This is a genomic window from Micromonospora sp. M51 (assembly GCF_018070305.1).
Taxonomy (GTDB): domain Bacteria; phylum Actinomycetota; class Actinomycetes; order Mycobacteriales; family Micromonosporaceae; genus Micromonospora; species Micromonospora parva.
The window spans coordinates 1-5061 of sequence record NZ_JAGPXZ010000449.1; the positions used below are offsets into that span (position 1 = coordinate 1).

Annotated in this window: 4 protein-coding genes; all 4 read left to right on the forward strand. The window is 70.7% G+C overall.

Annotation, left to right across the window (positions count from 1 at the left end; genetic code table 11):
- Positions 1 to 623 (forward strand): manganese catalase family protein (locus KBX53_RS21775; protein ID WP_210861306.1); only part of this gene is annotated, 623 nt, incomplete at its 5' end.
- A 137-nt stretch (positions 624 to 760) separates the two neighbouring features.
- On the forward strand, positions 761 to 3091 hold the full coding sequence (gene lon, locus KBX53_RS21780) for an endopeptidase La (RefSeq protein WP_210861309.1): 2331 nt from the start codon (positions 761 to 763) through the stop codon (positions 3089 to 3091).
- 143 nt (positions 3092 to 3234) lie between these two features.
- Positions 3235 to 3633, forward strand: coding sequence for a DoxX family protein (locus KBX53_RS21785; protein ID WP_247676006.1), 399 nt, complete (start codon positions 3235 to 3237; stop codon positions 3631 to 3633).
- A gap of 141 nt (positions 3634 to 3774) precedes the next feature.
- Positions 3775 to 4971 carry a right-handed parallel beta-helix repeat-containing protein gene (locus KBX53_RS21790; RefSeq protein ID WP_210861314.1) on the forward strand — a complete coding sequence of 399 codons (1197 nt, stop codon included), beginning with the start codon at positions 3775 to 3777 and terminating at the stop codon, positions 4969 to 4971.
- Positions 4972 to 5061: the final 90 nt, after the last annotated feature.

Sequence of the window (5061 nt, forward strand, 5' to 3'; positions counted from 1 at the left end):
ATGCGCCGCTGTCGCTGACCGAGGGGATCGCGGAGGACCCCGGTGGTGCGGCGACCTACGCCGGCGAGAATCCGGCGCACTTCATCCATGGCGGTGGTGGTGCCCTGCCCGCCGACTCCAACGGGGTGCCCTGGAGCGGCGCGTTCGTCACCGCCAGCGGCAACCTGTTGGCCGACTTCCAGCTCAACGTCACCGCCGAGGCGCAGGGTCGGCTCCAGGTCGCCCGGTTGTTCCACATGACCGACGAACAGGGCGTCAAGCAGATGCTGCGCTTCCATCTTGCCCGCGACACGATGCACCAGAACATGTGGCTGGCGGCGATCGAGCAGCTCAAGGAGGACGGGCTGGAGGAGATGCCGGTGCCGGAGGCCTTCCCGGACTCGGGCGAGTTCACCGAGGAGTACGGCTACACCTACCTGGGTTTCTCCTCGGGCACCGACGCCGCCCAGGGGCGTTGGGCGTCCGGGCCCTCGCCCGACGGCAAGGGCGAGTTCCGGTACGACGACAACCCGCGGGCGAACGCGCCGGAGCCGGTGCTGCCGCCGGGTGACCCCCGCCTGTACGGCACCAATCCGGGGGTGGCCGGATCGGTGGTGAACACGGTGAAGAGCAAGCTCACCTGAGGTGTCCCGTCGGGTCGCCCACCGGTCCTGGGCGACCCGACGGAACCGCCCCGGGAAGTGGTCTGGGTCACAGATCGGAACAAGGGGAACGCTTTGTTACTTGAGTGAGACACGCTCAACTCAACGCGAGGTGTTCGATGGCAACTCTTCCGGTACTTCCCCTGACCGACGCCGTGCTGCTGCCCGGCATGGTCATCCCGGTGACCCTCGACCCCACCACCCAGGCCGCGATCGACGCGGCGCGGGCGACCGGCGACCGCAAGCTGCTGGCCGTGCCGCGCATCGACGGCGAGTACGGGCCGGTCGGCGTGGTCGCCACCATCGAGAAGGTCGGCCGGCTGCCCGAGGGTGAGCCCGCCGCCGTCATCCGTGGCCTGTCCCGGGCCCGGATCGGGTCCGGCGTGCCCGGCCCCGGCGCCGCCCTCTGGGTCGAGGCGACCGAACTCGACGAACCCGCCTACGCCGGTCGGGCCCGTGAACTCGCCCGCGAGTACCGCGCCCTGGTGACCTCCGTGCTCCAGCAGCGGGGCGCCTGGCAGGTCATCGACGCGGTGGAGCGGATGACCGACCTCTCCGAGCTGGCCGACTCGGCCGGTTACGCGCCCTGGCTGACGCTGGAGCAGAAGACCGAGCTGCTCGCCGCGCCGGACGTCACCGCCCGGCTGGAGCTGCTGGTCGGCTGGGTGAAGGACTACCTGGCCGAGCAGGAGGTCACCGAGCAGATCAACAGTGACGTCCGCGAGGGGCTGGAGAAGTCCCAGCGCGAGTTCCTGCTGCGTCAGCAGCTCGCCGCGATCCGCAAGGAACTGGGCGAGGACGAGCCGGACGGCTCCGCCGACTACCGGTCCCGGGTCGAGTCCGCCGAGCTGCCGGAGAAGGTCCGCGAGGCGGCCATGCGCGAGGTCGGCAAGCTGGAGCGGGCCAGTGACGCCTCCCCGGAGGCGGGCTGGATCCGTACCTGGCTGGACACCGTGCTCGAGATGCCGTGGGGCACCCGTACCGAGGACAACACCGACCTGGCCGCGGCCCGGGCGGTGCTCGACGCCGACCACGCCGGTCTGTCCGACGTGAAGGACCGCATCCTGGAGTACCTGGCGGTGCGCAACCGGCGGGCCGAGCGCAACCTCGGCGTGGTCGGCGGTCGTGGCTCCGGCGCGGTACTCGCCCTCGCCGGCCCTCCCGGGGTCGGCAAGACCAGCCTCGGCGAGTCCGTGGCGCGGGCGCTCGGGCGCAACTTCGTCCGGGTCTCGCTCGGCGGCGTCCGCGACGAGGCGGAGATCCGCGGGCACCGGCGCACCTACGTGGGGGCGCTGCCCGGCCGGATCGTCCGCGCGCTGCGCGAGGCCGGCTCGATGAACCCGGTCGTGCTCCTCGACGAGGTCGACAAGCTGGCAGCCGGCTACGCCGGTGACCCCGCCGCCGCCCTGCTGGAGGTGCTCGACCCGGCCCAGAACCACACCTTCCGGGACCACTACCTGGAGGTCGATCTGGACCTGTCCGACGTGCTCTTCCTGGCCACCGCCAACGTGGTGGACGCCATCCCCGGCCCGCTGCTGGACCGGATGGAGCTGGTCATGCTGGACGGGTACACCGAGGACGAGAAGGTATCCATCGCCCGCGACCACCTGCTGCCCCGGCAGCGGGAGCGGGCCGGGTTGACCGCCGAGGAGGTGACAGTCGCCGACGAGGCTCTCGCGCTGATCGCGGGGGAGTACACCCGCGAGGCCGGCGTGCGGCAGCTCGAACGGGCCCTGGCCAAGATCCTGCGCAAGGTGACGGTGACCCTGGCGACCGACCCCACGCCGGTACGCGTCGACACCGACAACCTCACCGGCTACCTGGGGCGGCCGAAGTTCACCCCGGAGTCGGCCGAGCGCACCGCGGTGCCGGGCGTGGCCACCGGCCTGGCCGTCACGGGCGCCGGTGGTGACGTGCTCTTCATCGAGGCGACCAGCATGGAGGGCGAGCCGGGGCTGACCCTGACCGGCCAGCTCGGTGACGTGATGAAGGAGTCGGCACACATCGCGCTCTCCTACCTGCGCTCCAACGGGCGGCGGCTCGGAATCGACCCGAACGCCCTCGCGGGACGCCGGATCCACGTCCACTTCCCGGCGGGCGCGGTGCCCAAGGACGGTCCGAGCGCCGGCATCACCATGGTCACGGCCCTGGCGTCGCTGGTCACCGGTCGCCCGGTCCGCCCCGAGTTCGGGATGACCGGTGAGGTGACGCTCTCCGGTCGGGTGCTGCCGATCGGTGGGGTGAAGCAGAAGCTGCTCGCCGCGCACCGGGCCGGTCTCACCGAAGTGATCATCCCGGCGCGCAACGAACCGGACCTGGACGACCTGCCGACCGAGGTGCGCGACGCGCTGACCGTGCACACCCTGGCCGACGTGGCCGACGTGCTCGCCCTGGCGCTGCGCCCGGCCGACGTGAAGACGCTGGACGGTCCGGCACTCTTCACGGTCTGACGTACCAAGCGACAGGCCCCCGCCGCTCACGAGACGGCGGGGCCTGTCGCTGTGCCCGGGTCCCGGAGGACCGTACTGTCGTGCTTGAGACGTCAACTACCTCTCCGCCGTAGGGCGGTCCCCCGGAGGAAACCCCTGTGAACATGGTGCTGTGGATCGTTCAGATCCTGCTCGCTGCCATCTTTGGTGGCATCGGCGTGGTCAAGCTGACCCAACCCAAGGAGAAGCTGCACGAGACGATGGGCTGGACGAAGGCCGCCACGCCGATCCAGGTCAAGGCCATCGGCGCCCTGGAACTGCTGGCCGCCATCGGGCTGCTGCTGCCCGCCCTCACCGGCATCGCCACGGTGCTCACCCCGCTCGCCGCGCTCGGGCTGGTCATCATCATGATCGGCGGCACCGTGGTGCACCTGCACGGGGTGCGGACGGCCACCGTGCCGGAGCGGCGCACGGTGGAGATCCAGGGCATCGTGACGTGCGTGGTGCTGCTCGTCCTCGCCGCGCTTGTGGCCTGGGGCCGCTTCGGGCCGTACCCCCTCTGACCCGCAGCGCCGGCGACCGTCCCACCCGGACGGTCGCCGGCGGCGTTCTCCGCGCTCGTCGGAGCCCGCACCCGTGCCCCCAGCGGGCCGCTGATCGGCTATAGGGTCGGCCTCCGCACAGTGTTCATCACGGGGAGACGCATGGAAGCGAACGCCAACACGCCCGGTGCCCTGCCGCCGACGGTGCCGCACCGGCCGGAACCAGCGGGCCGAGGGCTGGGACGACGGGCCCTGTTCGCCGGCGGAGCCGGCGCTGCGGTCGTGGCGACGCTTGCCACACCGGCCAGAGCCGAGCCGACGACGGTACGGGAGGGCGCGCTCAGCCTGCGTGACCCCCGGGTCGGCTGCCTGCTCGACGGCAGTGACGAGGCGGCGAAGGTCGAGGTCGCGCTGAAGCTGCTGCCGCAGGAGGGTGGGGAGATCTTCCAGCCGGTGGGCCGACTCGGCCTCGGATCGGAGGTCACCTTCCCGACCAGCCTGACCTGGACCGGGGAGAACATCGGCGCGGCGATCATCCAGCCGGCCCCGGGTTACACCGGTCGCCTGGTCTCGTCGGGCATCTACAACCAGATCTCGAACGTGCACTTCTACGGCAAACGCACGTCGGGGGTGCTGCTGACCATCCGTGCCCCTCGGTCGACCTTCCACCACCTGCACTTCAGCAACTCGGGCAGCCACGCCATCGAGTTCGTCGGCACGGCCGAGGCCACCAGCGCCCACGCGAACAAGATCACCGACATCAACGTCGAGGACTGCGTCGGCATCGGCATCTTCGTGAACGCCTGGGCCTACGACAACGAGTTCCTCAATGTCTGGATCGGTGAGTGCGCGACCGGCCTACGACTGCACGACGGTGCCTGCTTCTTCGACAACCTGCACGTCTGGGGATGCGTCGGCAACGGCGTTGAACTGCGGAACAGCGGGCACCGGAACACGTTCCAGAACGTCTACCTCGAGTCGAACGGCACCGGCGGCACCGGGAACGGAGTCGACCTCTGGCAGGTTTGGGGCAACCAGTTCATCGGTGGCCGCCTGTGGCGTAACGCCTCGAACGGCATCGGTGTCTTCTCGTCCGGGCGTACCCGGATCATGGGTCTGGAGATCCACGAGAACGGTGAGAGCGGGATCCGTGGCGGCGACTCCGGCCTGTGCCAGGTGATCGGCAACCAGATCTACTCCGATTCGACGACCACCCGCCGGCAGGACCGGCCGATCGTCACCGTCGGCACGAGCGACAACTGGATCATCAGCAACAACGTGATGCGCGCCTTCGACCACGCGGCGGGCGGTGCCTCGCTGGTCGGCGGCAAGAACGTGGTCACCGGCAACATCGAGTAGAGCCGGTGGGGCGGCGCGGTCACCGCCCCACCGTTCGCACTCCCGTCGCGCGTCGCCCGCCACCCTCCTACCCCCGCCGTCGCCCACGCA